The 25,604-nt window shown below is 68.2% G+C and carries 21 protein-coding genes, 1 pseudogene and 1 riboswitch; of the genes and pseudogenes, 13 read left to right on the top strand and 9 right to left on the bottom strand.

Annotated elements, in window-relative coordinates; genetic code table 11:
* Positions 1-58: 58 nt before the first annotated feature.
* Positions 59-619, bottom strand: a complete 561-nt coding sequence (locus tag IPM73_12735; GenBank protein ID MBK8918876.1) for a hypothetical protein — start codon at positions 617-619, stop codon at positions 59-61.
* A 34-nt stretch (positions 620-653) separates the two neighbouring features.
* Positions 654-3,347 carry a bifunctional [glutamate--ammonia ligase]-adenylyl-L-tyrosine phosphorylase/[glutamate--ammonia-ligase] adenylyltransferase gene (gene glnE, locus IPM73_12730; GenBank protein MBK8918875.1) on the bottom strand — a complete coding sequence of 898 codons (2,694 nt, stop codon included), beginning with the start codon at positions 3,345-3,347 and terminating at the stop codon, positions 654-656.
* A 102-nt stretch (positions 3,348-3,449) separates the two neighbouring features.
* On the opposite strand from glnE, the gene IPM73_12725 reads away from it, so the two are divergent.
* The 5 genes from IPM73_12725 to IPM73_12705 all read left to right on the top strand — a co-directional run bounded on the left by IPM73_12725 (position 3,450) and on the right by IPM73_12705 (position 11,382).
* Positions 3,450-7,454, top strand: coding sequence for a TIGR02099 family protein (locus IPM73_12725; protein MBK8918874.1), 4,005 nt, complete (start codon positions 3,450-3,452; stop codon positions 7,452-7,454).
* Positions 7,451-8,278, top strand: a complete 828-nt coding sequence (locus tag IPM73_12720) for a carbon-nitrogen hydrolase family protein (GenBank protein MBK8918873.1) — start codon at positions 7,451-7,453, stop codon at positions 8,276-8,278. The genes IPM73_12725 and IPM73_12720 overlap by 4 nt, the downstream gene beginning before the upstream one ends.
* Positions 8,275-9,720, top strand: a complete 1,446-nt coding sequence (gene tldD / locus IPM73_12715; protein ID MBK8918872.1) for a metalloprotease TldD — start codon at positions 8,275-8,277, stop codon at positions 9,718-9,720. Before IPM73_12720 ends, tldD begins: the two co-directional genes overlap by 4 nt.
* Positions 9,721-9,900: 180 nt before the next feature.
* Complete coding sequence (locus tag IPM73_12710) at positions 9,901-10,689, top strand: type IV pili methyl-accepting chemotaxis transducer N-terminal domain-containing protein (protein MBK8918871.1); 789 nt, start codon at positions 9,901-9,903, stop codon at positions 10,687-10,689.
* Positions 10,690-10,740: 51 nt separating this feature from the next.
* Positions 10,741-11,382: a c-type cytochrome gene (locus IPM73_12705; GenBank protein MBK8918870.1), complete on the top strand. Its 642-nt coding sequence runs from the start codon at positions 10,741-10,743 to the stop codon at positions 11,380-11,382.
* 141 nt (positions 11,383-11,523) lie between these two features.
* Here IPM73_12705 and IPM73_12700 read toward each other — a convergent pair whose 3' ends face one another.
* The 3 genes from IPM73_12700 to IPM73_12690 form a co-directional block, all read right to left on the bottom strand.
* Positions 11,524-12,873 (bottom strand): HlyC/CorC family transporter, encoded by a 1,350-nt coding sequence (locus IPM73_12700; protein ID MBK8918869.1) that lies wholly within the window; start codon positions 12,871-12,873, stop codon positions 11,524-11,526.
* Between the two features lie 42 nt (positions 12,874-12,915).
* The gene (locus tag IPM73_12695) at positions 12,916-13,338 is read right to left on the bottom strand and encodes a DUF1952 domain-containing protein (GenBank protein ID MBK8918868.1); all 423 of its coding nucleotides are present in this window, start codon (positions 13,336-13,338) and stop codon (positions 12,916-12,918) included.
* Positions 13,316-13,518: riboswitch (cobalamin riboswitch) on the bottom strand. It overlaps the preceding gene by 23 nt.
* Positions 13,493-14,605 (bottom strand): PA0069 family radical SAM protein, encoded by a 1,113-nt coding sequence (locus IPM73_12690; GenBank protein MBK8918867.1) that lies wholly within the window; start codon positions 14,603-14,605, stop codon positions 13,493-13,495. It overlaps the preceding riboswitch by 26 nt.
* Positions 14,606-14,650: 45 nt before the next feature.
* On the opposite strand from IPM73_12690, the gene aroG reads away from it, so the two are divergent.
* On the top strand, positions 14,651-15,730 hold the full coding sequence (gene aroG, locus IPM73_12685; protein MBK8918866.1) for a 3-deoxy-7-phosphoheptulonate synthase AroG: 1,080 nt from the start codon (positions 14,651-14,653) through the stop codon (positions 15,728-15,730).
* Between the two features lie 26 nt (positions 15,731-15,756).
* Here the strand turns inward: aroG and IPM73_12680 are convergent, their stop codons facing one another.
* Positions 15,757-16,278 carry a hypothetical protein gene (locus IPM73_12680; GenBank protein MBK8918865.1) on the bottom strand — a complete coding sequence of 174 codons (522 nt, stop codon included), beginning with the start codon at positions 16,276-16,278 and terminating at the stop codon, positions 15,757-15,759.
* Between the two features lie 121 nt (positions 16,279-16,399).
* Here IPM73_12680 and IPM73_12675 point away from each other — a divergent pair, with 121 nt between their 5' ends.
* Positions 16,400-17,128, top strand: a complete 729-nt coding sequence (locus IPM73_12675) for a helix-turn-helix transcriptional regulator (protein MBK8918864.1) — start codon at positions 16,400-16,402, stop codon at positions 17,126-17,128.
* Positions 17,129-17,185: 57 nt separating this feature from the next.
* Here IPM73_12675 and IPM73_12670 read toward each other — a convergent pair whose 3' ends face one another.
* Positions 17,186-17,752, bottom strand: coding sequence for a cob(I)yrinic acid a,c-diamide adenosyltransferase (locus tag IPM73_12670; GenBank protein MBK8918863.1), 567 nt, complete (start codon positions 17,750-17,752; stop codon positions 17,186-17,188).
* A gap of 61 nt (positions 17,753-17,813) precedes the next feature.
* Here IPM73_12670 and IPM73_12665 point away from each other — a divergent pair, with 61 nt between their 5' ends.
* Positions 17,814-18,587 (top strand): TIM barrel protein, encoded by a 774-nt coding sequence (locus IPM73_12665; GenBank protein MBK8918862.1) that lies wholly within the window; start codon positions 17,814-17,816, stop codon positions 18,585-18,587.
* Between the two features lie 19 nt (positions 18,588-18,606).
* On the opposite strand, the gene IPM73_12660 is transcribed toward IPM73_12665, so the two are convergent.
* On the bottom strand, positions 18,607-18,831 hold the full coding sequence (locus tag IPM73_12660) for a hypothetical protein (protein ID MBK8918861.1): 225 nt from the start codon (positions 18,829-18,831) through the stop codon (positions 18,607-18,609).
* A gap of 135 nt (positions 18,832-18,966) precedes the next feature.
* Entirely contained in the window at positions 18,967-19,452 is a 486-nt protein-coding gene (locus IPM73_12655) for a hemerythrin family protein (protein ID MBK8918860.1), read from the bottom strand.
* A 93-nt stretch (positions 19,453-19,545) separates the two neighbouring features.
* Here IPM73_12655 and IPM73_12650 point away from each other — a divergent pair.
* The 5 genes and pseudogenes from IPM73_12650 to IPM73_12630 all read left to right on the top strand — a co-directional run bounded on the left by IPM73_12650 (position 19,546) and on the right by IPM73_12630 (position 25,546).
* Positions 19,546-20,804, top strand: a pseudogene (locus tag IPM73_12650) (glycerate kinase).
* A 14-nt stretch (positions 20,805-20,818) separates the two neighbouring features.
* Entirely contained in the window at positions 20,819-22,300 is a 1,482-nt protein-coding gene (locus IPM73_12645) for an FAD-binding protein (protein ID MBK8918859.1), read from the top strand.
* The gene (glcE, locus tag IPM73_12640) at positions 22,300-23,394 is read left to right on the top strand and encodes a glycolate oxidase subunit GlcE (GenBank protein ID MBK8918858.1); all 1,095 of its coding nucleotides are present in this window, start codon (positions 22,300-22,302) and stop codon (positions 23,392-23,394) included. Before IPM73_12645 ends, glcE begins: the two co-directional genes overlap by 1 nt.
* Positions 23,394-24,644, top strand: coding sequence for a glycolate oxidase subunit GlcF (gene glcF / locus IPM73_12635; GenBank protein MBK8918857.1), 1,251 nt, complete (start codon positions 23,394-23,396; stop codon positions 24,642-24,644). Before glcE ends, glcF begins: the two co-directional genes overlap by 1 nt.
* Complete coding sequence (locus IPM73_12630) at positions 24,641-25,546, top strand: HDOD domain-containing protein (GenBank protein ID MBK8918856.1); 906 nt, start codon at positions 24,641-24,643, stop codon at positions 25,544-25,546. Before glcF ends, IPM73_12630 begins: the two co-directional genes overlap by 4 nt.
* The last annotated feature ends 58 nt before the right edge of the window (positions 25,547-25,604 follow it).

The raw sequence follows: 25,604 nt of genomic DNA, 5'->3' as shown, positions 1-25,604 counted from the left end.
CGCAGCGGCTTTTTTCTTGGCCCCACCGGTGGGGTGGGGCACAGCGGGGAGCCAGGGATCAACCCTTCTCGCAGCCCAGGGTCTTGCCCTTGGTGAAGTAGCTGGTGCCGGCCGGGCACTCCAGGGCCTTCTCGGGCTTCTTCACGTCCTTGACGCCCTTTTTGGGCACGCAGGTGAAGCCACCATCCTTGGCAACCTTGCCTTTGAGGGACCAATTGTCGGGGCAGGGGCCGGCGGCCTTGTCCTTTTCCACGGCCTTCACGGCTTCCACGGCGTAGTTGTCGAGCTCGACGCGGCCGATGCAGGGAAGGGCCGTGTGGATACGGTCGCCATCGGCGCGAATCTTGTACTTGCCACCGGCCTTGTAGGTGTGCTCGATGACGATGGGGTTGGGGGTGCTGTCCTGCACGGTGATCATTTCCTTGCGCCCGTCGCCCAGCTTGACGTACATGCCGCAGGTGCCGGAGACGTTACCCAGGTCGATGCTGACCTTGATCTTTTCGCCGGCCTTGGCGCCGGTGGCCGGGGTGACGGTGAGCTTGTCCAGGGAGGTGGCCTGGGCGGCGGCGGCGAAGAGGCCGGCCAGGGCGAGGGTGGCGAGTTTGATGCGGGTGTTCATGGACGTCCCCTGTGGTTTTGGTGGAAGTGCCAGTCTAGCCGAAAACCTGGCGCCACAATACGCTCACGGCATCGATCTGGCGGGCCGCCAGGGTGCGTTCGACGCGGGCCTTGGGGGCGGCGTTGAGGCGCAGCAGGTGTTGCAGGCGGCGGTATTCGCGGTAGGCGTCCCGGGCGCCGTCGGCCAGGGTGGCGGGAATGAGGCCCAGGTCGGCGGCCACGGCCAGCAGGGCGATATTGCCCAGATTGCCGCACAGCTCCGGGTAGCGCCGGGCGTGGGCCAGGACCAGATACTGGACGATGAACTCCACGTCGATGATGCCGCCCCGGTCGTGTTTGAGGTCGAATTCATCGGGGGTCTTGGAGCCGTGGGCGTCCAGCATCTTCTGGCGCATGGCGGCCACTTCGTCGCGCAGGGGCGCCGGGTCGCGCTCCAGGCAGAGGATTTCGCGCCGCACCGCCTCGAAGCCCTCGCCGACTTTTGCGTCCCCCGCCACGAAGCGCGCCCGGCTGAGGGCCTGGTGCTCCCACACCCAGGCATGATGGAGCTGGTAGTCGCGGAAGGCGTCCAGGGAAACGGCCAGCAGGCCGGAATCGCCGTTGGGGCGCAGGCGCAGGTCGGTCTCGAAGAGGATGCCGGCCGGGGTGCGGCTGGAGAGCCAGGTGTTGAGCCGCTGGCCGAGCTTGCCGTAGTTTTCGCCCGCTTCGCCGGCCGGATCGTCGTAGAGATAGACCAGATCGAGGTCGGAGCCGTAGCCCAGCTCCTTGCCCCCCAGCTTGCCGTAGCCGATGACCGCAAAGCGCGGCTGCTCGCAATGGCGCTGGCGCAGTTTGCCCCAGGAGAGCTCCAGGGCGCGCCGCACGAGAATGTCGGCCAGGTCGGAAAGGTGGTCCGAAATGCGCTCGATGCTGTGCAGCCCGGCCAGGTCCTGGGCCAGGAGGCGAAAGACCTGGGCGTGGTGCATCTCGCGCAGGATGTCCATTTCCCGTTCCGCGTCGCCGGCGTGGTCGGCGAGGTTCTGGTCCAGTTCGGCGGCAAAGCCCGTCCAGTCGGTGGCCACGTCCAGGAGGCGGGGGTCCAGGAGTTCGTCCAGCAGGATGGGGTGGCGGTTGAGGTACTCGGAGGCCCAGGAGGAGGCGCCAACGATGTCGGCCACCCGCTTGAGGGCCTGGGGATACTGTTGCAGCAGGGCGAGGTAGGCGCCGCGGCGGCTGACGGTCTCCAGAAAGGCGAGGCCCCGGGCCAGGGCCTCGTCGGGGTCGGCGCAGCGGGCGGCGGCCTCCAGGAGGCGCGGCCCCACGGCGTCCAGGCGCTCCCGGTTCTGGGCCGGGAGCTGGCGGTAGCGGCTGGACTGGCGCAACTCCTCCAGGCGCTCGACGACGCTCCTGGCGTGGCGGTAGCCGAGATTGCCCAGGGCTTCGGCGGCAGCCTCGGCTTCGCTCTGCCCCAGCCACACGCCGGCCAGGGCGTGCTCGCCTTCCTCGGGGTCGGAAAAGACCTGTTCGAAATGGCGGCTGACGGCTTCCCGGTGGCGGTCCAGGAGGGCAGCGAGGGCGGGCCAGTCGGCGGCGCCCAGGGAACGTGCGATGCGCTCGCGATCGCCGCAATCCTCGGGCAGGCGGTGGGTCTGCTTGTCCTCCACGTATTGCAGGCGGTGCTCCAGGCGGCGCAGGAAGACGTAGGCTTCCCGCAGTTCGGCTTCGGTGGCGGGGGGAATCAGGCGCCGTTCGACCAGGAGCTTGAGGACCGAAAGGGTCGGCCGCACCTGGAGCGCGGGGTCGCGGCCGCCCCGGATCAACTGGAAGACCTGGGCGATGAATTCGATTTCGCGGATGCCGCCGGGACCCAGCTTGACGTGGTCCGCCATGTCCTTGCGCGAGACTTCGCGGCGAATCTGGACGTGCAGGTCGCGCATGGCGTTGATGGCGCCGAAATCGAGGTACTTGCGGAAGACGAAGGGGCGGGAGATGCGCTTCAGGGCCGCCATGGCCTCGGGCTGCTCATTCACGCCGGTGTTCATGACCCGGGCCTTGATCCAGGCGTAGCGCTCCCATTCGCGGCCCTGGGCGATGAAGTAGTTTTCCAGGGCGTCCAGGGAGCAGACCAGAGGGCCGGAATCGCCGTTGGGGCGCAGGCGCATGTCCACGCGGAAGACCTGGCCGTCGGCGGTGATGTCCCCCAGGGCGGCGATGAGGCGCTTGCCCAGGCGGGTGAAAAATTCCTGGTTCTCGATGCGGCGCGGCCCGGCGGTTTCGCCATTTTCGGGATAGGCGAAGATGTAATCCACGTCCGAGGAGACGTTGAGCTCGCGCCCCCCCAACTTGCCCATGCCGACCACCAGCAGCCGCTGGGGCTGGCCCTGGCTGTCGAGGGGTTCGCCGTGCTGGGCCGCCAGCCGTCGGTGATGGAAGGCGAGGGCGTGGTTGGTGGTCACATCGGCCAGCATGGTCATGCTTTCCACCACCTCGGCCAGGGGGGCGAGGCCGCAGAGGTCGCGCAGGGCGATGTGGGCCATGGCCCGCTGGCGCAGGCGGCGCAGGCGGGCGGCGAATTCGCCTTCGTCCTCGGTGGCGGGTTTCAGGGCGCCGAGCAGCAGGTCTTCCGACAGGGGGACGTGCCAGGTGGCGGCCAGTTCGCCGACCAGCTCGGGCCGGGCGGCGAAGAGGGTCGTCAGGTAGCGGGAGAGCGCCAGGGCGTCCTGCCAGCGGGGGTCGAGGGGAGGGTTCATGGCTCCTTGGGCGGCGGGTGCGCCGAAACGGATAGAATTGCGTTTTCTTTCGCATGTGGATTGTAGTGAGCGCACCGCTTCCCTGGCAAAACTGCCGGCACCATGGATAGGCCGCAGGCTTCGCCGCCGGCTGCCGCCGGCTCCGAGGACGCCCCGCCGTCCCCTTCGTGGATGGTCCGCCTGGTGCGCATCGCCGGCTGGGCCGCAGTGACCCTCTGGTTCCTGTTTGCCGCCACGGTCCTCACCCTGCGCTACGCGGTGCTGCCGCGCATCGCCGATTTCCGTGCCGACATCGAGGCGGCGGCGACCCGCGCCGTGGGACTGCCGGTCCTTATCGGCCGCATCGAGGCGGGATGGGATGGCCTCAATCCCGAACTGATCCTCAGCGATGTCGTCCTCAGCGACCGCCAGGGACGACCTGCCCTGGCCCTGTCCAAGGTCGAGGCGGTGCTGTCCTGGCAGAGCTTCGTCCGCCTGTCGCCGACCCTCGCCCTCTTCGCGATCGAAGGGCCGGTGCTCAACGTGCGGCGCGACGCCGGGGGGCGCATCACCGTTGCCGGCATTGCCATGGAAGGCGAGAGTGACCCGGCCCTGCTCGAATGGGTACTCGACCAGCCCCACATCCGCATCCGTGACGCCCTGGTGGTCTGGGAAGATGGACTGCGCAAGGCGCCGCCCCTGGTGCTGGAAGATCTCCAGTTCGGCCTCGACAACAGCCGCGGTCGCCACCGTTTCGGCCTCACCGCGGTCCCCCCGGCCCGGCTCGCCGCCCGCATCGATCTGCGGGGCGAATTCCGCGGCGCGATCGGTGAGGCCCTGGAGCAGGTCTCCGGCAAGGTCTATGCGGAACTGCAATACGCCGACCTCGCGGGCTGGCGCACCTGGGTCGATTACCCGGTGCACCTCCCGCGGGGCCGCGGCGCGGTGCGCCTGTGGGGGGACTGGGACGAAGGCCGCGCCCAGGTCACCGCCGACATGGCCCTGGAAGACCTGCGCATCCGCCTGGGAGACCGCGTTCCGGAACTCGACCTGGTGACCATGCGGGGCCGGGTGCATGGCAAGTACGGTCGGGGCGCCTGGGAGGCCGAAGGCCACGCGGTGGAACTCGCCACCCTGGACGGGGTGCGCCTGGAACCGACCGACTTCAAGGTCGAATGGCGCCAGGAGGCGGGCAGCGACCGCATCGCCGGAAGCGCTGCGGCCAATCAGCTCGATCTGGGCGCCCTGCAACGGCTGGCCGGTCATCTGCCCCTGGACGAGCGCAGTCGGGAACTGCTCGCCACCCATCGCCCCGAGGGGCGGGTGATCGACCTGCGGGCCAATTGGCTGGCCGAGGGCGGTGCCCTGGGGCGCTACGGTCTCAAGGCCCGCTTCGAACGCCTGGGGCTGACGGCAGCCGGGGTGCTGCCCGGGGCCACCGGCCTGAGTGGCACCGTGGAGGCCGACGAAAAGGGGGGAAGCCTCGAACTTGCCAGCCGCGAGGCGAGCCTCGACCTGCCGACGGTCTTTGCGGAACCGCGTCTGCCCTTCGACGATTTGCGCGGTCGGGCCACCTGGAAGCTGGCCGACGGCAAGCTGGACAGCCGGCTGGAGCGGCTCGATTTCTCCAGCCCGGACGCCACCGGGACGGCGCGGGGGTCATACCTGCGAGCGGACGACGGTCCTGGCGTGATCGACCTCACCGCCACGATCAGCCGCGCCCAGGGCACCGCGGTCTGGCGCTACATACCCCTGGCGGTGAATGCCGATACGCGCAACTGGCTGCGCCGCGGCATCGTGCGCGGCACGGCGAGCGACGCCCGCCTGACCCTGAAGGGCGACCTGCGCGATTTTCCCTTTCGTGACCCGGCCAAGGGCAAATTCCTCATTACCGCCAAGGCGCATCAGGTGACCCTGGACGTAGCCGCCGGCTGGCCCGTCATCGAGAAGATCGACGCCGACATGAGCTTCGGCGTCGGCATGCGTATCGAAGCCGGCACGGGGGCCATCTTCGGCGCCCAGTTGGGGCCTACCACGGCGGAGATTCCCGACTTCGAGTCCACGGAGGAAATGCTGTTCATCCGCGGTTCGGCCCAGGGGCCCACCGCGGAATTCCTGCGCTTCATCGACAAGAGCCCCGTGGGTGAGCGCATCGACCGCTTTACCGAAGACATGGTCGCGGCAGGCAATGGCAGCCTGAGCCTGGAATTCGACATGCCCCTGCGGCGGGTGGACCAGACGGCGGTGCGGGGCGAATTCCAGTTCCGCAACAACACCCTCACGGTGGTGCCCGGTCTGCCCCCGGTATCCCAGGTCAATGGCAGCCTCAAGGTGACCGAAAAGGCGGTGGTGGCGCCGGAAATCACCGGGCGCGTCCTGGGTGGCCCCATGCGGCTGTCGGTCAGGAACGAGGAAGACCGCGTCAACGTGGTCATGGGGGGCACCGCCAACGTCAAGGAAGCGCGCAAGATTTTCGAGACCCCCCTGTTCGACCATGTGGCGGGAACGACCGCCTGGAAGGGCGAAGTGCGGGTGCGCAAGAAGACGGCGGATTTCATCATCGAAACTGCCCTGGCCGGGGTCTCGTCCAGCCTGCCGGACCCCTTCAACAAAAACGCCGGCTCCACCGCGCCCTTGCGCATCGAAAAGAGCAATCAGCCCGACGGGGGCGACCAGATACGCCTCAGCCTGGGCAAGGTGCTCGAAGCCACCCTCCTGCGGCGGGTCCAGGGCGACGAACTGGTGCTGGACAAGGGCGTCATCGCGGTGGGCGAGCCCCTGCCCAAGATGCCTGCCCAGGGGCTCCTGGTGGCGGTGAGCCAGCCCCGCATCGACGCCGACGCCTGGCGCGAGGCGCTCGCCGGGGGCAACGGTACGGGCGCAGCCCAGGGCGGTACTCCGGCGCTGCCCCCGCTCCAGGTGGTGCTCAGGACACCGCTCCTGCATCTCTTCGACCGCGACATCCACGACGTGCAGGCCACCCTGCGTTCCCGGGAAGACGGCTGGCAGGCCAGCCTCAATACCCGCGAGGCGGAAGGCGAAGCCACCTGGCGCAGCGCCGGGGAGGGCTGGTTGCAGGCGGACCTCAAGCGCCTGGCCATTCCCGCCGCCAGTCAGGACGGCGGCGCGGGCGAAGACGGGCCTCCCGAATCGCTTCCCGGCCTCGATGTGCGGGTGGCGGATTTCTCCTTGGGGGACAAGCGTCTCGGGCGCCTGGAGGTCAAGGCGAAGAACGAGCGGGCAGGATGGAATCTGGAATCCCTCACCGTGCACAATCCCGATGGCGTCCTCAAGGGCCGCGGGCTGTGGTCCCGCATCGGCAGCCAGCGCACGCGGCTGGGCTTCGAACTGGTGGCCACCGATGCCGGCAAGCTCCTGGGTCGCCTGGGCCACCCCGGCACCCTGAAGCGCGGGACGGCCAACCTCAAGGGCGACCTGGAATGGGCGGGGCCCCTGACGGCGATCGATTTTCCCACCCTGAGCGGCCGACTCGACGTCAACGCGGCCAAGGGTCAGTTCGCCAAGCTCGACCCCGGCCTGGGCAAGCTCCTGGGGCTCCTCTCCTTGCAATCCCTGCCGCGCCGGCTGTCCCTGGATTTCCGCGACATCTTCAGCGAGGGCTTCGCCTTCGACGCCATCGAGGGCAAGCTCGACATCCGGCAGGGGATGATGCGCACCAGCGAGGATCTGCGCATCGACGGTCCCGCGGCCCGGGTGCTCATGAAGGGGGAGGCCGACCTGCGCCAGGAAACCCAGGACGTGGTGGTGACCGTGCAGCCGGAGCTGGGTTCTGTGGTTTCGGTGGGGGCCCTGCTGCTGGCCAACCCGGCCATCGGTGCCGCCGCCGTGGTGGCCAACAAGATTCTCCAGAATCCCCTGAGCCGGATTTTCAACTTCCAGTACCACGTCACCGGCGCCTGGGCCGACCCCAAGGTGGAAAAGCTGGGCCATACGGTGGATGAGGCCGCCATCGCCGCCGGCCGGCGCGAGGCCGAAGCCGAAGCGGCCGCCGCAGCTGCCAGGGAAGCCGCCGCCCGGGAGCGCGCCGCCAAGGAAGGCGCAGCCAAGGAAGGCACGGCCCGCGAGCCCGCCGCGCGGGAGGGTGCGCCCAAAGGAGGAACCCCATGACCCCGCCCAGAAACTGCCGCCTGGCCGGCATCCAGATGGTTTCCGGCCCCCGGGTGGCCGACAATCTGGAAACGGCAGGCGAACTGGTGGCCCAGGCCGCCGACCTGGGGGCGGAGTTGGTCGTCCTGCCCGAATACTTCCCCATCATCGGCGCCGCCGACGCCGACCGGGTGCGGGCCCGGGAAACTCCTGACAACGGCCCGGTGCAGGACTGGCTGGCTGCGACCGCCGCCCGCCATGGCATCTGGCTGGTGGCCGGCTCGATCCCCCTGGCGGCCAGCGTGCCGCACAAGATGCGCAACAGCTGCCTGGTCTATGACCCGGACGGCCTCGCCGTGGCCCGCTACGACAAGATGCATCTCTTCGGCTTCAGGAAGGACGAAGAAGCCTACGACGAAGCGGCCTTCATCGAAGCGGGCGAGGCGCCGGTGGCCCTGCAAACACCCTTCGGGCGCGTCGTGCTGTCCATCTGCTATGACCTGCGCTTTCCCGAGCTTTACCGGGCGCTTGCCCCGGCGGACCTGATCCTGGTGCCGGCGGCCTTCACCGAAACCACCGGCCGGGCCCACTGGGAAATCCTGCTGCGCGCCCGGGCCATCGAGAACCAATGCTACGTGCTGGCGGTCGGACAGGGAGGACGCCACGAAAGCGGGCGCCTCACCCACGGCAACAGCATGATCGTCGACCCCTGGGGAGAAATCCTCGACCAGAAGGGCAAGGGGCCGGGCCTCGTGATGGCCGACCTGGACCACGCCCGCATCGCCGAAATCCGGGCCAGCCTGCCGGCCCTCGCCCATCGCAAACTGCTTACGGAAAGACCATGACCCAAACCGCCGCCCTGACCGAGGCCAAATCCCTGCTCCTCGCGCCCTTCGACCTGGGGGAGTCCGACCTCGAGCGGGTATTCGGCGACATCCTCGGCCACCGTGTCGATTATGCCGACCTCTACTTCCAGTACAGCCGCTCAGAGGCCTGGAGTCTGGACGAGGGCATCGTCAAATCGGGCAGCTTCAATATCGACCAGGGGGTCGGCGTGCGCGCCGTGGCCGGCGAAAAGACCGCCTTCGCCTATTCCGACGAAATCAGCCTCAAGGCCCTGGGCCATGCGGCCGGAGCCGTGCGCGCCATCGCCGCCGCCGGCCAGGATGGCAGCCTGCCCATCCTGGCCGGCGGCGGCGGGCGGCCGCTGCTCTACGCGCCGCAGGATCCCATCGCCTCGCTCTCCGCCCAGGACAAGGTGAGCCTCCTGGAGCGGCTGGAGGCCCAAGCGCGGCGGCTCGACCCCAGGGTCTGCCAGGTCATGGCCTCCCTCACCGGCGAGTACGAGGTGATCCTGGTGGCCGGTTCGGACGGGCGTCTGGCGGCCGACATCCGGCCCCTGGTGCGCTGTTCGATCTCGGTCATCGTCGAGGACGGCGGCCGGCGGGAGCAGGGCAGTTCCGGCGGGGGCGGACGCTTCGGCTATGCCTATTTCGACGACGCCCTCCTGGAGCGCTATGCCCAGGAGGCGGTGCATCAGGCGGTGACCAACCTGGACGCCATTCCCGCCCCGGCGGGCGCCATGACCGTCGTCCTCGGTTCCGGTTGGCCCGGCATCCTGCTCCACGAAGCCATCGGCCACGGCCTGGAGGGCGACTTCAACCGCAAGGGCAGTTCCGCCTTCACCGGCCGCATCGGCCAGCGCGTCGCCGCCCCCGGCGTGACGGTGGTGGACGACGGCACTCTGCCCGACCGTCGCGGCTCCCTCAACATCGACGACGAAGGCAATCCCACCCAGCGCACCGTGCTCATCGAGGACGGCATCCTCAAGGGCTACATGCAGGACAGCCTCAATGCCCGCCTCATGGGCGTGGCCCCCACCGGCAACGGCCGGCGGGAATCCTTCGCCCATCTTCCTCTGCCGCGCATGACCAATACCCTCATGCTGGCCGGAGACAAGGAGCCGGAGGAAATCCTGCGTTCGGTCAAGAAGGGCATCTACGCGGCCAACTTCGGCGGCGGCCAGGTGGATATCACCAATGGCAAATTCGTCTTTTCCATGGCCGAGGCCTACCTGATCGAGGATGGCCGGGTCACCCGCCCGATCAAGGGCGCCACCCTCATCGGCAACGGCCCCGACGCCCTCACCCGGGTGTCCATGATCGGCAAGGACATGAAGCTCGATTCCGGCGTCGGGACCTGCGGCAAGGACGGCCAGAGCGTTCCTGTGGGGGTCGGCCAGCCCACCCTGCGCATCGATGGGCTCACGGTGGGCGGTACGGGCTGACCGTTGGCGGGACGAGGGGAGCCGCCGGTCGGTCGTCGGTCGGAACCCAATGGTCGTGCATTAATCTTGGCGAAGGTCGGGGGGCGCCATTCGACGGTTAACCCCCGTCAATTTCTTTGCGGCGGATCCCGCGTATTTTCGCCTGTTAGTGCGCCCGGAAGGGATAGAGGAGAGACCCCCATGACTTCCATTTTTCGCCCTGTCCTTCTGCTTCTGGCTTTCCTCCTGGCGGCTCCTCCGGCCCTCGCCCAGATCACCGACGTCAATGCAGCCATCAACAAGGCCGGCCGTGAGCGCATGCTTTCCCAGCGCATGGCCAAGGCCTATTTCCAGTTGGGCATGCAGGTCGACGTGGACCGCTCGCGCAAGGTTCTCGATGCCTCGGTGGCCCTTTTCGACCGCCAACTGGTGGAACTCAAGAATTTTGCCCCCGCGCCGGAAATCAAGGACACCTACCTCAAGCTGGAAAAGTCCTGGCTGGCCTACAAGGACGTCCTCCTGGGCGCCGTGCCCAGCCAGGCCAATGGCGCGAAAGTGCTGCAACTCTCCGAGGAGGTGCTGGCCCTGGCCCATCAGGGAACGGTCCAACTGGAGAAGCACTCGGGCACTACCGCGGGCCGCCTGGTCAATATCGCCGGTCGCCAGCGCATGCTGTCCCAACGTCTGGCCAAGTTCTATCAGGCTGCGGCCTGGGGTGTCGGTGGCACCACGGCTGCGGCGGAAATCGACAAGGCGCGCAAGGAATTCCTCGCCGCCCACCAGGAACTCTCCGCCGCGCCCGCCAATACGTCCCCCATCAAGGACGGCCTGGCCCTGGTCAATCAGCAGTGGATCTTCTTCGACACCGCCCTGGGACAAAAGCCGGACAAGGACAAATCCCAGGTCACCAACGTGGCCACCACCAGCGAACGTATCCTGGAAGAAATGGAGGGCGTCGTCGGCCTGTACGAAAAGGTATCCGCCAAGTAGACTAAGCCCTTCGTACTAGCCGCCCTCGGGGCGGCGTGGGGAGGAGGGGATATGGGGGGTTTCGCAGGCTTGCGGCGCGCGTGCGCCGCGTTTTCCATTGCCGTCGTGGCGGCGCTGCCTGGGCTGGCCCAGGCTCAAGGGGCGGATGCCCTCAAGGCCGTGCTGGCCGACCCGGCCAAACGGGCCGCTGCAGCGGAAGCCGGGCGCAAGATCGCCGCCTTCTGCGCCAACTGCCATGGTGACAGCGGCGTGAGCAAGCAGGGCGAGGTTCCCAACCTCGCCGGCCAGAATCCCGCCTACCTCTTCGAGCAGATCCGCAAGTTCGGCTCCGGCGAACGCAAGGACGCCTTCATGCAGGGCCTCATCAAGGTGCTCAAGGAAGACGAGCGCATCGCCGTCACCGCGTACTACGCCGGCAACGAGGTACCCGCCGGCAAGGGGAACGCCCCCCAGGTCGCCGCCGGCCGCGAAACCTTCCGCCGCCTATGCCAGCGTTGCCACGGCGAACAGGGCCACGGCGCCGACACCATCCCCCGCCTGGCCGGCCAGCAGGTGGAGTACCTCAAGCGCAGCATCACCCGCTACCGCGACAAATCCGGCGAGCGCATCTTCCCCCTCATGCAGATCGCCACGGCGGCGCTGAAGGACGAGGACATCGCTGCCCTGGCACAGTACCTCAATGCGCTCCCTTAGGGCCTGCGAACATTCCCTTTGTCCCCGCTCGCCATAGCCCGAGCTGTGGCTGTGCTTTGCGCCTTGATCGTGCCCCCCCGTGCACGCCGCTCGGGCGCACTCGAAAAATTCACGCGCTCTGAGAGGAAGCGAAGGAACGAGTTACCGGCCATTGCTGGTCGCGTAGCCATTGCCGTTGCCTTCCGATGTTGATTCCGGCGCCCCGGACGGCTCGGGAAGTCGGGTGGCCAGCACCTTATCCACCCGTTTGCCGTCGAGGTCGACGATCTCCAGTTCCCAACCTTCCCACGCGGTTTTGTCTCCCGTTTGCGGCAGGCGGCCAAGCAGCCACATCAGCAGGCCGCTCAAGGTGTGATAACGACCCTTGTCTTCCTCCGGGACCGATTTCCAGTCGAGCTTGTCCTTGAGTTCCGGAATGGGAATCAGCCCATCCAGAAGCCAGGAGCCATCGTCTCGCTGTACGGCCCAGGCATCCTCCTGGTTGCGTGGCTTGAACTCTCCGGTCACCGCCTCCAGGACGTCCTGTAAGGTCACCAGTCCCTGAACCTCGCCGTATTCGTCGACGACGAGCACCATCTGCATGCCCGAGGACCGGAAGTGGCCGAGAAGATCCATGCCGTTCAGGGTTTCGGGGACGAAGACGGCCGGCTGGTACTGGGCCGTCAGGTTGGCTTCTCCGCCCTTGATCTTCTGGGTCAGGAGTTGCTTGGCAGTGACGATACCCAGGATATCGTGCAGCCCACCCCGGCAGATGGGAAAACGGGAATGGTCGGATGAGGCGATCCATTCCATGTTCTCGTCCATGGATCGGCTGACATCGAGGTAAACGATGTCCGCCCGCGGAATCATCAATGAGCCAATCTGCCGGTCATCGAGCCGGAACACATTGCGAACCATGTCGCGCTCCCGGTTTTCGATGACGCCGGCTTCCGATCCCTCGTCGATCATGGCGTGGATTTCCTCTTCGGTGACGCTTTGCCCCGGATGTTCCCGCTGCCCCAGAAGGCGAAGGATCGTATCGGTGGAGAAGGACAGCAATTTGACAAAGGGGCGAGCCATCAGGGCGAGCAGTTGCATGGGCCTCGCCACCAGCCTGGCGATGCCTTCCGGATTGAATTGTCCGATGCGCTTTGGCACCAGTTCGCCAACCACAATCGAAATGTAGGTGATGACGACGACGACCAGCGCGGTTGCGGCAATGCTGCTGGCTTCCTTTTCCAGCCCGAGGTCGTGCATCCAGAGTGCAAAGGGCTCGGCGAGCACGGCTTCGCCGACGATACCGTTGAGGATGCCGATCGAGGTGATGCCGATCTGGATGGTCGAGAGGAAGCGAGTCGGTTCGTCATGCAGTTTCATCGCCACAACCGCGGCGCCGTCACCGTCTTCCGCCAGCCGCGCGAGTCGTGCGCGACGCGCCGTGACGAGGGCGATTTCCGACATGGCGAACAAACCGTTCACGACGATCAGGACAATCAGAAAAAGAATTTCCATGGTCTGGTGAGGCCGAAAAATTGATATCGATGGACGGCAGGGCTACGCCAGAACCCACTGGAGGGGCGGGGAAATGGCGGAGGAGCCAATCGGCGAGCGTGCGCAAGGCGCTTGCGTCAGCATGTCGTGAAAGAAGGCAAGCGGAGCGCCCCGCGGACCCCGAAGTCTCGGGGCGCACCGGGAGCGGCGATCAATTGCGGAGCAAGGGGCCATGGAGCGGAGAGAAACTCTTCGTCTGACCTTTCCGGTTGTGGCGATGCCGCGATTTTCCCCGCGTTCTGAAATCCTGTCATGATGCCGCAGCGTTTCTTCGCCCTCGGTGCTGCCCTCCACAGCCAGGAAGGCCTTGCTCATGGCGAGGGGAGTCTTGTCGGCGGCGAAAGCGACCACGGCGCCGTTGCGGCGGATCACACCTTTTGCCAGGGACACCCCGCCCCATCGTCGTATGGAAGGACATCGCGGCAGGTCTCCTGGCTCTCGGCCCGACGCGACGGGCCGCCTTCCCCGTCACTGACCGGTGGCGCAATTGGCCCTGTGCTTGCCGACGACAGTTGCGGGGGCAGCTTCGGAATGAAGGCCCGGGGCTCGCACCGGATTCCCTTTTCATCCCGGTCCGCTTCTAGAACAAGGACATCTGACCACCCGGATCCCCCTCCGCTCGTGGCGGGCGGAAGCGGGTGCAGTCGAGTTCGGGCCAGGTGGTGGCCAGGCCGAGGCGGCGGCAGGCGAGTTCGAAGCGCTGTCGGATGAGGTCGGCGTAGTGGCCCAGGCCGGTCATGCGGCGGCCGAAGGTGGTGTCGTTGGCGCGGCCGCCGCGCAGGTCGTAGAGCACGGCCATCAGGCGGGCGGCCTTTTCCGGCGCGTGGTGGTCGAGCCATTGGCCAAACAGCCCGGCCACCTCGTGGGGCAGGCGCAAAAGGGTATAGCCGGCGTAGCGGGCGCCGTGGTCCCGGGCGGCTTCCAGAACCTGTTCCAGTTGATGGTCGTTCAGGGCTGGAATGATGGGGGCCACCAGGACGCCCGCGGGCACCCCGGTGTCGGCCAGGGTGCGCAGCGCCCGCAGCCGGGCGGCAGGCGCTGCGGCCCGGGGCTCCAGGCGGCGGGAGAGTTCATTATCCAGACTGGTGACCGACAGGGCCACGGCGGCCAGGCGGCGGGCAGCCAGGGTGGCCCACAGGCCGACATCCCGGGCGACGAGGGCCGACTTGGTGACCAGGGTGACGGGGTGCTCCAGGGCCAGCAGGGCTTCCAGCACGTCCCGGGTGAGGCGCTGCTGGCGTTCCACCGGCTGGTAGGCGTCCGTGGCGGTGCCCAGGGCGATGGGGCGGCAGGCATAGCCGGGCGCGGCGAGTTCGGCCTTGAGGCGGGCGACGGCGTCGGGCTTCCAGAACAGGCGGGTCTCGAAATCAAGGCCGGGCGAAAGTCCCAGCCAGGCGTGGGTGGGGCGGGCGTAGCAGTAGATGCAGCCGTGCTCGCAGCCGCGGTAGGGATTGAGGGAACGGTCGAAGCCCAGGTCCGGCGATTCGTTCCAGGCCAGGATGCTGCGGGCCGTATCGACCGATAGCCGCGTGGCAGCGGGTGGGGTTTCGTCCTGCCACCAGCCGTCGTCTTCCGCCTGGCGGCTCCAGGTGGTGAAACGGTGCTCGACGTTGCCCGCCGCGCCGCGACCCTTCCTGGGGCGGGGCGGAGGCCGGGAGTCGGGGGCGGGTTCGAAGAGATCGTCCATGGCCATCCGGTAGAATGCCGCGTTTTGCGCCAAAACAGAATGGGTTTTCTTATGCAGCCGGAAAAGCAGCCGATCACCGACGATGTCCGCATCGCCGCCATCTTCGAACTCAGTCCGCCCGAGCAGGTCTTCGCCGAACTGCCGGCCAGCGAACGGGCCGCGCGAACCACCTTCGAGGCGCGCCAGGCCATCCATCGCATCCTGCACGGCGCCGACGACCGCCTGCTGGTGGTCGTCGGCCCCTGCTCGATCCACGATCTGGCCAGCGCCCGGGAATACGCCGGCCGTCTGAAGGCAGAAGCCGCCCGCCATGCCGCCGACCTGGTGGTGCTGATGCGGGTCTATTTCGAAAAGCCGCGCACCACGGTGGGCTGGAAGGGCCTCATCAACGATCCCCAGCTCGACGGCAGCTTCCGCATCAACGAGGGCCTGCGCCTCGCCCGCCGCATCCTGCTGGAAACCACGGAACTGGGCCTGCCCTGCGCCACGGAATTCCTGGATACCATCACCCCCCAATACACCGCGGACCTCATCGCCTGGGGGGCCATCGGCGCCCGCACCACCGAATCCCAGGTGCATCGGGAACTGGCTTCCGGGCTTTCCTGCCCGGTGGGTTTCAAGAACGGCACCGACGGCAATGTGCGCATCGCCGTCGACGCCATCCGCGCCGCCCAGTCGCCGCACCACTTCCTGTCGGTGACCAAGTCGGGCCATACCGCCATCGTCGCCACGGTGGGCAACGAGGACTGTCACGTCATCCTGCGCGGCGGCAAGGAGCCCAATTTCGACGCCGGCCATGTCGAGGCGGCGTGCCAGGACATCGCCCGGGCCGGCCTTGCCGCCCGCCTGATGATCGATTTTTCCCACGGCAACAGCAGCAAGCAATACGCCCGGCAGAAGGACGTGAGCACCGATGTCGCCGGTCAGCTCGCTGCAGGCGACGAGCGCATCGTCGGGGTGATGGTCGAATCCCACCTGGTGGAAGGTCGCCAGGACCTTTCCCCCGACCGGCCCCTGAGCTACGGCCAGAGCATCACCGACGCCTGCATCGGCTGGGACGACACGGTGGCCGTCCTCGACCAGCTCGCCGCCGCCGTGCGCGCCCGTCGCCTGGTGGAGGCGGAGGGATAGGCGTTACCGATGGGTAGGGCCATTCCTTACCCGCCGAAGTGCAACTGGTACTTGGCGCCGTTGGAAAACAGGCAGGCGCCCACGCCTCGGGCGGCGGCGGTGAGCACGTATTCGCAATTGACGTAGCTGCCCTTGCCGCTGGCGGCGTTGGCGATTCCGCGCCGGCCGGCGGCCGGCAGGCGTGTTTCTCCATAGACGTGGCGATAGACGTTGCCGAAGCCGGCCTGGTCCGTGCCGATGCGGCTGGCTTCCCCCGCCAGGGTTTCGCTGCCGGCGTTGAGGGTGAAGCGGCCGTGGCCGTTCAGCGTGTCGCTCACCAGGGCGGTGAGGACGCCCATTTTGCCGGCCACATCATTCACCGGGTAGAGCCTCGCTTCGAGTTGCACCGTCTGGGGCTGGGCGGCGGGCAAGGCGATGGATTCCGCCGCGCCGCGGCTGGAATAGGTGACCTGGGGCGGATGGCGGGCGTCGATGGGAACGACATAGCAGCCGGAGAGGGAAAGGGCGGCCGCGACCGCGGCGAAAAGGGACGAGAGACGGGTGTTCATGGCGGACTCCGAGGGTGAGAAACGGCCTCACTCTGGTCTGCCCGCGGGGATGGTTCAATATTTCAATACGACGTGGCGCATAATGCTCCATGTCGTATAAAAATTTGATACCCGTGCGCCCATGGCTTTTCCTACCCTCTTCGATGCCCTCAAGCTGCACTTCAAGGCCCGCGGTCTCACCTATGCCGATGCCGCCCGCGCCCTGGGGCTTTCCGAGGCCACCGTGAAGCGCGTCTTCTCCCGCCGCGACTGCTCCCTGGAGCGCTTCGCCCAGCTCTGCGACCTGGTGCAGGTGGATCTGGGCGAACTGGCCCGGGTGCAGCCGCGGCCCCGGCGCCTGCTCAACCAGTTGTCCCGGGCCCAGGAAGAAGCGCTGGTGGCCGATCCGCATCTGCTCCTGGTGGCTGTCTGCGCCCTCAACCAGATGGGGGCGGAGGAAATGCTCGCCGCCTACCGCCTGGAGCGGGCCCAATGCACGGCGCTTCTCCTGCGCCTGGAAGGTCTGGGGGTGCTGGAACTCTTCCCCAACGACCGAATCCGCCTCAACGTCGCCCGCACCTTCGCCTGGATTCCCAACGGGCCCATCATGCGTTACGTCACCGCCCGGGCCGCGGACTTCTTCGACCATCCCTTTGCCGCCCCGGGGGAGTCGATGCGCATCGTCAGCGTGCGGGTTTCGGCCGCTGCCGCGGTGGGGCTGGTGGCGCGGCTGGAGCAGATCGCGCGGGAATACTCCGAGCAGCACGCGGCGGATGCCGTCCTGCCCCTGGCCGACCGGCCGGCATTGAGCGTCTGCCTCGCCGTGCGCCACTGGGAGCCGCCGGAATTCCGCGCCCTGGCGCGGGTGTGAGGGTTTTTCCCCCGGGCTCGACCGCTCGCCCTGCGCAGCGGGCGTGCCGCCGGGGGTTCAGTCTTGCGGTGCGGAACGCCGCCACAGCACATCGCCCTGGCCGGCGGCGTGGTTCAGGTGGCGGCCGAGGATGAAGAGCAGGTCGGACAGGCGGTTCAGGTAGCGGCGGGTGGCGTCGGCCACCGGCTCGACGGCGTGCAGCCGGACCACGGCCCGCTCGGCTCGCCGGCAGACGGTGCGGGTCAGGTGGGCGAGGGCGGCGGGGCGGGTTCCCCCGGGCAGGATGAATTCCTTGAGGCGCCCCAGGGGGGCGTTGAAGGCTTCGGCCTGCTCTTCCAGTCGCGTCACCTGGGCCTCGCGGACCAGAGTAGTGCCCGGCAGGCAGAGTTCGCCGCCCAGGTCGAAGAGATCGTGCTGCACGGCGGTCAGGGCCTCCCGCACCGGGGCGGGCAGAACTTCGCAGAGCAGCAGGCCGAGGCTGGAATTGAGTTCATCTACCTCGCCGATGGCGTCGATGCGCAGGCTGTCCTTGCCGGTGCGGCTGCCGTCGCCCAGACCGGTGGTGCCTGCGTCTCCGGTGCGCGTGACGATTCTGGACAGGCGGTTGCCGCTGCGTTCGTTCATGGGGATTCCTCGAAAAGTGGGGGGGATTATACTTTTCCGTCCCACCCGTGCTCCTCCGCCCATGCCCCGCTTTGCCGCCAACCTGAGTTTCCTGTTTACCGAAGTGCCCTTCGCCGAACGCTTCGCCCGCGCCGCCCGGGCCGGATTCGGCGGGGTCGAGTTCCTCTTTCCCTACCCCTGGCCGGCCCGGGACATCGCGGGCTGGCTGGCCGCCAGCGGGTTGGACATGGTGCTGTTCAACTTTCCGGCCGGCGACTGGGAGGCGGGGGAGCGGGGCCTGGCCTGCCATCCGGCGCGGCGGGAGGAGTTCGCCGCCGGGGTCGAGACCGCCCTCGACTACGCCCGGGTGCTGGGCTGCCCGCGCCTGCACTGCCTCGCCGGCCTGACGCCGGCGGGCTGGGAGGCGGATGCCCTGCGGGAAACCTACGTCGCCAACCTGCGCCACGCCGCCGACCGCGCCGCGGCCCAGGGGGTGACCGTGCTCATCGAAGCCATCAACAGCCGTCTCGACATGCCCGGTTACTGGCTCGACTCGCCGGCCAAGGCTTTCGCCCTGGCCGAGGCCATCGGGCGGCCCAATCTCAAGGTCCAGTACGACATCTACCACGCTCTGGTCATGGGGGACGACCCCCGGCGCAGCCTGCCGCAGTACCTGCCCGCCATCGGCCACATCCAGGCGGCCGACGTGCCGGGGCGCCACGAACCGGGCAGCGGCGAAGGGGGATACGAGCAGATATTCCCGCTGCTGGACCGCCTCGGCTATAGAGGCTGGGTGGGCTGCGAATACCGGCCCCGGGCGGGAACCGAGGCCGGGCTGGCTTACCTCGGGGGTTGAGGCTCGGGAGTCAGTGGAATCAACCGAGCCGCCGCACCATGGCCTGCCACTCGCGCTCGAAGGATGGCGGCTCGACTTCTCCAAGCACTTCCTCCGGCGAGCAGCCGACATTGAGAAAGATCTGAATGTCTGGGCAATAGGGAGAGATGTACAGCGCCCTCCCCTGTCGGTCGAAGCCGATCTCCCTTTGCGGCTGGTGCAGTTCATTCAGTTCGAGCCACCAGTCGGTAATGCGGGTGGCCACCGAATAGAACCTTTGATCCGATTTCGGGAAATGGAGCGCTCCCAGAAATCGATCAAATCTGCCGGGGGGCGACCATGGACCCATTTTCGCGGTGACGTCGCGAAACCGGCGCAAGCTCGCCTCCCCGAACGCCCCCTACCAGAACTTCCACCACCATTTTTTCTTCTGCATGGTGGTTTCCACTTCCTTGGACCAGGTGGCGTACTGGGTCAGGCCGGCGCTTTCGAAAAAGGCGCCGAAGCGCTTGTCGCTTTCGTTGATGTGCTGGGTCAGCCAGACCTTGAGGAAGTGCAGCAGTTCGAAAGTGATGGCGGCGTTTTCGTGGTCGAGCTTGTGCTGGAGATCCTTCACCTGGCGGATCAGTTCCTCGTGCTGCTGCTTGTGGAAGTCGAGCCCCGGGTAGTGGGTCAGCCGCATGAGGCTTTCTTCGAGCAGGAAATGGGTGCGGGTATACTCGGCCAGCCGGTCCAGGATTTCCCGCGAGGTGGTCTTGCCATGGTGTTCGCGGATCGCTTCGTGGAGTTGGTTGAGGAGCGAGACCAGAACCTGGTGCTGCTCGTCCACCTCCTGGATGCCGACGTTGTAGCTGTCGGACCAGGCAAACAGTTCTCTGTCGCTCATGGGGGTGCCCTCAGGGATGGGTCGGCATGATGTTCCGCCACGGCGGCGGTGCCCTTGACTGAAATCAATCATAGACCAAGACAGGCTGGAACGATGGGGCCGAGGGAAATTCTGCGGGAATTGTTCGACGCCGGACTGGGCGCGGTGGCCCCGGCGCGCTGCGTGCCTCCCGCCCTGCCGCAAGCGGGCGAGGGTCGCCTGGTCGTCGTCGGCGCCGGCAAGGCGGCGGCAGCCATGGCGCGGGCAGTGGAGGCCACCTGGCCGGGGGAACTCGAGGGCCTGGTGGTGACCCGCTACGGCCACGGTGTTCCTTGCCGGCACATCGAAGTGGTCGAGGCGGCCCACCCGGTTCCCGACGCTGCCGGGGCCGAGGCGGCCCGCCGCATCCTGGAACGGGTGAGCCGCTGCGGGGCTGGCGAGCGGGTGCTCTTCCTCGCCTCCGGTGGCGGATCGGCGCTGCTGGCCGCGCCGATGGCGGGGCTCGCCAGGAGAAGCGGGCACTCACGGCCCAGCTCTTGCGGAGCGGCGCCGACATCGACGAGATCAATTGTGTGCGCAAGCATCTCTCGGCCATCAAGGGCGGGCGCCTGGCCCTGGCCGCCTGGCCGGCGCCGGTGCTCACCCTGGCCATTTCCGACGTGCCGGGGGACGCTGCGGCGGTGATCGCCTCGGGGCCGACGGTGGCCGATCCGAGCACCTGCGCCGATGCCCTGGCCGTCCTCGACCGCTACGGCCTCACCCTGGCGCCCGCCCTGCGCGAGGGGCTGCACTCCGGTGCCCTGGAGACTCCCAAGCCCGGCGATCCGCGCCTTGCCCACAGCGCCTTCCGCCTGGTGGCCAGTCCGCGGCAGATGCTGGAAGCCGCTGCCGCCCGCGCCCGGGCGCTGGGCTTGCGCCCCCTCATCCTGGGCGACGCCCTGGAGGGTGAGGCGCGGGAAGTGGGCCGCGCCCTGGCGGGGGTGGCGCTGTCCTGCGCCCGCCACGGCGACCCGGCCGCGGCGCCCTGCGTCCTGCTTTCCGGCGGCGAGACCACGGTCACCGTGCGCGGGCAGGGGCGCGGCGGACGCAATACGGAATTCCTCCTGGGCCTCGCCCTGGCCCTGGCCGGGGCGCCGGGAATCCACGCCCTGGCGGCGGATACGGATGGCATCGATGGTAGCGAGGACAACGCCGGTGCCTTCGTCGCGCCGCAAACCCTCGCCCGCGCGCGGGCCGCCGGGGTCGATGCCCGGGCAGCCCTGGCCGAAAACGACGCCTGGGCATTCTTCGCCGCCCTGGGCGACCTGCTGCTGACCGGCTCGACGCGCAACAATGTGAACGACTTCCGGGCCATCCTGGTCGGGGTAGAATAGCCGCGGGAGGGGCCATGGGCGCGGAAGACAAGCTGTTCGACACGGACCGGGAGGCGGTGCACAGGAGCCTGGCGGCCGTCCTGCCGGCCCGCTGCCTGCTCACCGACCCGGAAGACCTCCGCCCCTACGAATGCGACGGCCTCACCGCCTTCCGCGCCCTGCCCCTGGCGGTGTGCCTGCCGGAAAGCGAGCAGCAGGTGCGGGACGTTCTCGGCATCTGCCATCGTCTCGGGGTGCCTGTGGTGGCCCGGGGCGCCGGCACCGGGCTTTCCGGCGGCGCCATGCCGCACCCCCAGGGCGTGGTACTGTCCCTGGCCCGCTTCAACCGCATCCTCAAGGTCGACGCCGCGGCGCGCCTGGCGGTCGTACAGCCGGGGGTGCGCAACCTGGCCGTGTCGGAAGCGGCGGCACCTTTCGGGCTTTACTACGCCCCGGATCCCTCTTCCCAGATCGCCTGCACCCTGGGGGGCAATGTGGCCGAGAATTCCGGCGGCGTGCATTGCCTCAAGTACGGGCTCACCGTCCATAACGTGCTCGCCCTGCGGGTGGTGACCATCGAGGGCGAGGTGCTGGAAATCGGCAGCGCGGCGCCCGACGCGCCGGGCTACGACCTGCTCGCCCTGCTGGTCGGGTCGGAGGGCATGTTGGCCGTGGTAACCGAGGTGACGGTAAAACTCGTCCCCAAGCCCGCCCTCGCCCAGGTGGCCATGGCGTCCTTCGACGATGTGGCGCGGGCCGGCGAGGCGGTGGCCGCCATCATCGCCGCCGGCATCATCCCGGCGGGACTGGAGATGATGGACAAGGCCGCCACCGCCGCCGTCGAACCCTTCGTGCGCGCCGGCTACGATCTGGAGGCGGCGGCCATCCTGCTGTGCGAATCCGACGGTACCCCCGAGGAAGTGGCGGCGGAAATGGCGCGCATCCGCGAGGTCCTTGCGGCGAGCGGCGCCCGCGACATCCGCGTGTCGGCGTCGGAAGCCGAACGGCTTTCCTTCTGGGCCGGGCGCAAGGCCGCCTTTCCGGCGGTGGGGCGCGTCACCCCGGACTACTATTGCATGGACGGTACCATTCCGCGCCGCCATCTGGCCGCCATGCTGACCGCCATCGCCGCCATGGAAACCAAGTACGGCCTGCGTTGCGCCAATGTCTTCCATGCCGGCGACGGCAATCTGCACCCCCTCATCATGTACGACGCCGCGCGTTCCGGAGACTGGGAGGCGGCCGAAGCCTTCGGTGCGGAAATCCTGGAGCTGTCGGTGTCCCTGGGGGGGTCCATTACCGGCGAGCACGGGGTGGGGGTGGAGAAGATCAACCAGATGTGCGTCCAGTACGCCACGCCGGAACTGGAGTGTTTCCACCGCCTCAAGGCGGCCTTCGACGAAACCGGGCTCCTCAACCCCGGCAAGGCGGTGCCCAGCCTGCATCGCTGCGCCGAGTACGGGCGCATGCACGTGCACCGGGGGGAAACGAAATTTCCCGAACTGGAGCGCTTCTGATGCCTGCCCAGACGCTGGAAGCCCTGCGCGAGGCGGTGACCGCCGCCGCTGCGGATCGGCGTCCCCTGCGCCTGCGGGGAGGCGGCAGCAAGGATTTCTACGGTGGCATGTTGTCCGGCGAGGTGCTCGATACCTCGGGCTATCGCGGCATCGTCGCCCACGAGCCCACCGAGTTGTACCTCACGGCCCGCTGCGGCACGCCCTTGGCGGACGTCGAGGCGCAACTGGCCGCGGAGGGGCAGATGCTGCCCTTCGAGCCCCCCGGCGCTTTCGGCCGCGGGGAAGGCGGCGGGAGGCAGGGCGGCACGGCCACGGTGGGCGGTGCCCTGGCGGCCGGATTGTCCGGGCCGCGGCGACAGCAGGCGGGGGGTGTGCGGGATTTCGTCCTGGGGGTGAAACTGATCGACGGCCAGGGTCAGGTCCTCGATTTCGGCGGCCAGGTGATGAAGAACGTGGCCGGCTACGACGTGTCGCGTCTGCTGGCCGGCAGCCTCGGCACCCTGGGGCTGGTGGCCGAAGTGAGCTTCAAGGTGCTGCCCCGTCCTCCGCGGGAAATGAGCCTCGCCTTCGAAATGAGCGAGGAGAAAGCCCTCACCGCCCTCAACCGCTGGGGGGGGCAGCCTCTGCCCATTTCCGCCTCCTTCTGGCACGACGGGCGCCTCTTCCTGCGGCTTTCCGGCGCCGCAGCGGCGGTGGACGCCGCCCGCGCCGCCCTGGGGGGCGAGCCCCTGGCCGAGGCGGGCCTGTGGAGCGCGGTGCGCGAACAGCGCCATCCGGCCTTCGCCGGCGAAGTACTCTGGCGCCTCGTCCTGCCCACCACGGCGCCACCCCTGGCCCTGCCCGGAGCGACGGCGCTGGAGTGGGGCGGCGGCCAGCGCTGGCTGGCCGGCGACCTGGATCCGGAGGCCGTGCGCAGTGCAGCGGCCCGGGCCGGCGGCCACGCGGTCCTCTTCCGGGCGCCGGAATCCCTGCGCTGCCGCGTCGGTGCCTTCGCTCCCCCGGCCCCCGCCCTGCTCGCTCTGCACCGCCGCGTGAAGCGGGTTTTCGACCCCCATGGCATCTTCAACCCCGGCCGGCTTTACGCCGAAATCTGATGCAAACCGAACTCGCCCCGGAATTCCTGGCAACCGCAGAGGGCCGCCGCGCCGACGCCATCCTGCGCAAGTGCGTCCATTGCGGCTTCTGCACCGCCACCTGCCCCACCTATCAACTTCTGGGCGACGAGCTCGACGGTCCCCGCGGCCGCATCTATCTCATCAAGCAGGTTCTGGAAGGACGGCCGGTCAGCGAAAAGACCCGCCTGCACCTGGACCGTTGTCTCACCTGCCGCTCCTGCCAGACCACCTGCCCCTCGGGGGTCGAGTACGTCCAGTTGCTCGACATCGGCCGCCGCGTGGTCGAGGAGCGTCTGCCGCGCAAGGGGGCGGAAAAGCTGGCCCGGGCGGTGCTGCGGGAGGTCCTGCCGCGGCCCTGGCTCTTCGGGCCGGCGGTACGCCTGGGGCAGATGCTGCGTCCGCTGCTGCCCAGCGCCCTGGCCGACAAACTGCCGCCCGAGGCCGCCGGCGTCGCCCGCCCCTGGCCGGAACGCAAGGCGGACGAAGGCGCGCCGTCCCGCCGCATGCTGGCCCTGGCCGGTTGCGTGCAGCCGGGGCTGGCGCCCAATATCAACGCCGCCACGGCGCGCCTGCTCGACCGGCTGGGCATAGAACTCAGCGAGGCGGATGGAGCGGGCTGCTGCGGCGCCCTGCGCTTCCACCTCAATGACCAGATTGCGGGGCGGGACGACATGCGGCGCAACATCGACGCCTGGTGGCCCGCGGTGGAGGCCGGGGCCGAGGCCATCGTGGTGACCGCTTCGGGCTGCGCCGTGCAGGTGCGCGATTATGGTCACGTCCTGGCCGATGATCCCGATTATGCGGCCAAGGCCGCCCGCATCGCCGCCCTGTGCCGCGATCCGGGAGAACTCCTGCTGATGGAACAGGACAGGCTGCTGCCGCTGCTGGCTGCTACACGGCGTGATCGCGGCCCCCTGGCCTTTCACTCGCCCTGTTCCCTGCAGCACGGCCTGGGGGTGCGGGGTGCGGCGGAAACCCTGCTCGCGGCCTGTGGCTACACCCTGACGCCGGTGCCCGATCCCCACCTGTGCTGCGGCTCCGCCGGCACCTACTCGATTCTTCAGCCTGATATTTCCAAACGTCTGCGGGACAACAAATTGAACGCCCTCAATACCGGATCGCCCCGGGCCATCGCCACGGCCAACATCGGCTGCCTCACCCACCTGCAGGCGGGCAGCGACTTGCCGGTGCGCCACTGGATCGAACTGCTCGACGAGGCCCTGTCATGAGCACCGAAGTCGCCAAGCCCATCCCCGTTGCGGAAGCCGTGCGCAGCCTGCCCCAGGACGAGGCCGCCCGCATGAAACGCCTTCTGGAGCGCGGCGTGAATATTCCCCCCCAGCCCCGCGTGCTGGAGGAACTGCGCCAACACCTGATGCGCAAGGAATTCGACGTGCGTGTCCTGGCCCGGGTCATCAACCAGGATCCCGGCCTTTCCGCCATGCTCTTCAAGGTGGTGGGCAACGCCGCCTACAAGCAGCACCAGCCCTTCGCGTCGGTGGAGGAAATCCTGCACGCCGTGGGGGTGCGGCAGACCTTCAATCTGGTCCAGGCCATCGCCCTGGCCAGCATTTCGGTGGTGAAGAAAAATCCCCGTGCCTACGAGGCCTTCTGGACCCGCTCCCAGGCGGTGGCGCAACTGGCCATGCTGATCGCCGACGAGCGCATCGCAGTCTGCAATGTCTTTCCGGACCAGGCCTTTCTCGCCGGCATCTTCCACGACTGCGGTGTGCCGCTCCTCATGCAGCGCTTCACCACCTACTGCGCGGAAATGCACCTGGGCGAACCCGGCCGCTGGATCGAGCTGGCCGACGAGGACAAGAAGTTCAGCGCCGACCACTGCGTCGTCGGCTATATCGTGGCGCGCCACTGGAATCTGCCGGAATTCATCTGCGACGCCATCCGCTACCACCACGACATGAGTTCCATCGGCCTGCACGCCTCGCGCACCATGGTGGCCATCCTGCAACTGGCCATCGAAATCTTCTACCGCGACCAGCACGTGAAGAACACCGAGTGGGACCGGGTCAAGGAGGATGTCCTGATCGAGCTAGGCCTGCGGGACGATGCACTGCCCGAATTCATCGACGACATCCTGGAAGCCTTTCACGCCCAGGAATGCGGCGCATGAGGGTGAGCACAAGCCGCATCCTCGTCCCCCGGCCCGGGCGCGAGGGGAGGCGCGTGTT

The organism is Betaproteobacteria bacterium (assembly GCA_016720065.1).
GTDB lineage: Bacteria > Pseudomonadota > Gammaproteobacteria > Burkholderiales > Rhodocyclaceae > SSSZ01.
This window is presented reverse-complemented; position numbering and strand designations above follow the sequence as displayed.

Excerpts from the sequence above, each read along its gene's own strand:
- IPM73_12735 (MBK8918876.1), bottom strand. The coding sequence starts at position 619 with ATGAACACCCGCATCAAACTCGCCACCCTCGCCCTGGCCGGCCTCTTC.
- glnE (MBK8918875.1), bottom strand. The coding sequence starts at position 3,347 with ATGAACCCTCCCCTCGACCCCCGCTGGCAGGACGCCCTGGCGCTCTCC.
- IPM73_12725 (MBK8918874.1), top strand. The coding sequence starts at position 3,450 with ATGGATAGGCCGCAGGCTTCGCCGCCGGCTGCCGCCGGCTCCGAGGAC.
- IPM73_12720 (MBK8918873.1), top strand. The coding sequence starts at position 7,451 with ATGACCCCGCCCAGAAACTGCCGCCTGGCCGGCATCCAGATGGTTTCC.
- tldD (MBK8918872.1), top strand. The coding sequence starts at position 8,275 with ATGACCCAAACCGCCGCCCTGACCGAGGCCAAATCCCTGCTCCTCGCG.
- IPM73_12710 (MBK8918871.1), top strand. The coding sequence starts at position 9,901 with ATGACTTCCATTTTTCGCCCTGTCCTTCTGCTTCTGGCTTTCCTCCTG.
- IPM73_12705 (MBK8918870.1), top strand. The coding sequence starts at position 10,741 with ATGGGGGGTTTCGCAGGCTTGCGGCGCGCGTGCGCCGCGTTTTCCATT.
- IPM73_12700 (MBK8918869.1), bottom strand. The coding sequence starts at position 12,873 with ATGGAAATTCTTTTTCTGATTGTCCTGATCGTCGTGAACGGTTTGTTC.
- IPM73_12690 (MBK8918867.1), bottom strand. The coding sequence starts at position 14,605 with ATGGCCATGGACGATCTCTTCGAACCCGCCCCCGACTCCCGGCCTCCG.
- aroG (MBK8918866.1), top strand. The coding sequence starts at position 14,651 with ATGCAGCCGGAAAAGCAGCCGATCACCGACGATGTCCGCATCGCCGCC.
- IPM73_12680 (MBK8918865.1), bottom strand. The coding sequence starts at position 16,278 with ATGAACACCCGTCTCTCGTCCCTTTTCGCCGCGGTCGCGGCCGCCCTT.
- IPM73_12675 (MBK8918864.1), top strand. The coding sequence starts at position 16,400 with ATGGCTTTTCCTACCCTCTTCGATGCCCTCAAGCTGCACTTCAAGGCC.
- IPM73_12670 (MBK8918863.1), bottom strand. The coding sequence starts at position 17,752 with ATGAACGAACGCAGCGGCAACCGCCTGTCCAGAATCGTCACGCGCACC.
- IPM73_12665 (MBK8918862.1), top strand. The coding sequence starts at position 17,814 with ATGCCCCGCTTTGCCGCCAACCTGAGTTTCCTGTTTACCGAAGTGCCC.
- IPM73_12655 (MBK8918860.1), bottom strand. The coding sequence starts at position 19,452 with ATGAGCGACAGAGAACTGTTTGCCTGGTCCGACAGCTACAACGTCGGC.
- IPM73_12645 (MBK8918859.1), top strand. The coding sequence starts at position 20,819 with ATGGGCGCGGAAGACAAGCTGTTCGACACGGACCGGGAGGCGGTGCAC.
- glcE (MBK8918858.1), top strand. The coding sequence starts at position 22,300 with ATGCCTGCCCAGACGCTGGAAGCCCTGCGCGAGGCGGTGACCGCCGCC.
- glcF (MBK8918857.1), top strand. The coding sequence starts at position 23,394 with ATGCAAACCGAACTCGCCCCGGAATTCCTGGCAACCGCAGAGGGCCGC.
- IPM73_12630 (MBK8918856.1), top strand. The coding sequence starts at position 24,641 with ATGAGCACCGAAGTCGCCAAGCCCATCCCCGTTGCGGAAGCCGTGCGC.